Raw genomic sequence first — 2,137 nt, forward strand, 5'->3', positions numbered from 1 at the left:
GTTCCAGCGGTACCTGGCCGAAGAGGTGGCGATCGACCACGCCGACGGGGCTTTCCCGCGGCGGGAGGCGCTGCGGCGCCTTGCCCTGCTCGGCCTGGGCGTACCGGCGGCCTCGGCGCTCCTGGCCGCCTGCGGCGGCGACGGCGAGCCGGCCCCTGCGGTGACGTCCGGGGCGGCCACGCCACCCGGACCGGCCGTGGCCACCCAGGCGGTCACCTTCCCCGGCCCGGAGGGGCGGACCCTCCAGGGCGCCTGGGCACCGGCCTCCCAGCCGCGCGGAGCGGTCCTGGTCATCCATGAGAACCGCGGCCTCAACGACCACATCCGCTCGGTCGCCGGCCGGCTGGCGGCCAGCGGCTACCCGGCGCTGGCCATCGATCTGCTCTCCGCGGAGGGCGGGACAGCCGCCCTCGGCGACGAGGCCAAGGCGATGGCCGCGCTCAGCAGCGCCCCGCAGGAGCGGTTCGTGGCCGACATGCGGGCCGGCCTGGACGAGCTCGGGCGCCGCGCGTCCGGCCAGAAGCTAGGCGCGATCGGGTTCTGCTTCGGCGGCGGCATGGTCTGGCTCCTGCTCGCCTCAGGCGAGCCACGCCTGGCCGCGGCCGCGCCGTTCTACGGGCCGCTGCCCGACAACGCCGACTTCTCCGGCTCCACGGCGGCCGTGCTCGGCATCTACGCCGAGCAGGACGAGCGCGTGAACGCCAGCCGCGAGGCGGCCACGGCCGCGCTCGAACGGGCCGGGCTGACCCACGAGATCGTCACCTACCCCGGCGCCAACCACGCCTTCTTCAACGACACCGGCCCCCGCTACAACCAGGGCGCCGCCACGCAGGCGTACGCGAAGGTCCTCGACTGGCTCGGGCGCCACCTGGGCTGACGGCCGCACCGGCGGCGTCTGGCCCCCCAGCCGACCAGCAGCTTTGACGACCCTGAGCCGTCGCCGTCGCCCTCGACCTCCACCTCCACCATCGGCTTCTGACTACGCACCGTGACCGGTCGTCGCGCATTCATTCACTGACACTCTATGTCGCAGCGCACTGACATTCTGATGACGCTCTACACTTGTTGTGGAGCGCTCCAACCTCCATCCAAGGGCGTCGTACACACAGGTGGATGGCGGTCACTCTGCGTAGTTGGTCCGGACACAGCAGGACCAGTGACGCTTTCTCTCGCAGACAGTGACATTTGCGACTTGGTGGCGGGTGGATGTCCGGGATGGGCCGGTGGCCCCGACGTCCCTGGTGAGCGGCACCGGAGAGGTGCCAGCAGACAGGAGCGGGCGATGGCACAGCAGACCGCACCCCCAGGAGCGCCAACCACGCAGACCACACGGCTGCTGGCCTGCGGCATCGTCGCCGGCCCGCTGTTTCTCGCGGTGGGCTTGACCCAGGCGTTCACCCGCGACGGGTTCGACCTGAGCCGCCACCCGCTCAGCCTGCTGAGCCTCGGGGAGCTGGGCTGGGTCCAGATCGCCAACTTCGTCGTGACCGGCGTGCTGTATGTGGCCTGCGCCGCCGGCATGTGGCGGGTGCTGCGTCCCGGCCGGAGCGGCACCTGGGGCCCCTTGCTGGTCGGTGCCCTCGGGGTCGGGCTGATCGTGGCCGGGGTCTTCGTCGCCGACCCGGGTGCCGGCTTCCCGCCGGGCGCGCCGGCCGGGGCACCCGAGCAGATCAGCTGGCACGGCATCCTGCACGAAGTCGGCTTCGTCGTGGCCTTTGTGTCGTGGACGGCGGCCTGTTTCGTGTTCGTGCGCCGATTCGCCGCCCTCAGGCAGTGGGGTTGGGTCGGAGCGTGCGCTGCGGCCGTGGTGGCGGTCCTGGTGCTCGCTTCGTGGCCTGACATGGACGGCGTCAGCGTGCGGCTGGTGCTCGCGTCGGCGATCCTGTCCGGACTCGTGGCGGCGTTGGCGCTGCGGCTGTTGGCCGGACTTCCCGCTGCGAGCAGGCCGATCAACGCACGGATCCAGCCGGGATCGTCGAGGTGAACGACGAGCACCAGCCTGACACCGGCGCCGATGAGGTTCGACGGGCGCATCGGTCCTGACCGATGCTGGTGACGACCAAGGGGGAAGACCGATGACGAAGGTGGCCGCAGGCATCACGACCTCGCTGGACGGGTACATCACCGGGCCGAATGA

Annotated in this window: 2 protein-coding genes; both read left to right on the plus strand. The window is 71.6% G+C overall.

The genetic code is table 11. The features are described from left to right. Positions 1 to 877, plus strand: an 877-nt coding sequence (locus VG276_29100) for a dienelactone hydrolase family protein (GenBank protein ID HEV8653344.1), incomplete at its 5' end; no start/stop codon positions are given. Between the two features lie 405 nt (positions 878 to 1,282). Next, a complete protein-coding gene (locus tag VG276_29105; GenBank protein ID HEV8653345.1) occupies positions 1,283 to 1,984 on the plus strand; it encodes a DUF998 domain-containing protein in 702 nt (233 codons plus the stop codon). Positions 1,985 to 2,137: the final 153 nt, after the last annotated feature.

The sequence above is a fragment of the Actinomycetes bacterium genome (assembly GCA_036000965.1).
In the GTDB taxonomy this organism is placed as follows: Bacteria; Actinomycetota; CALGFH01; order CALGFH01; family CALGFH01; genus DASYUT01.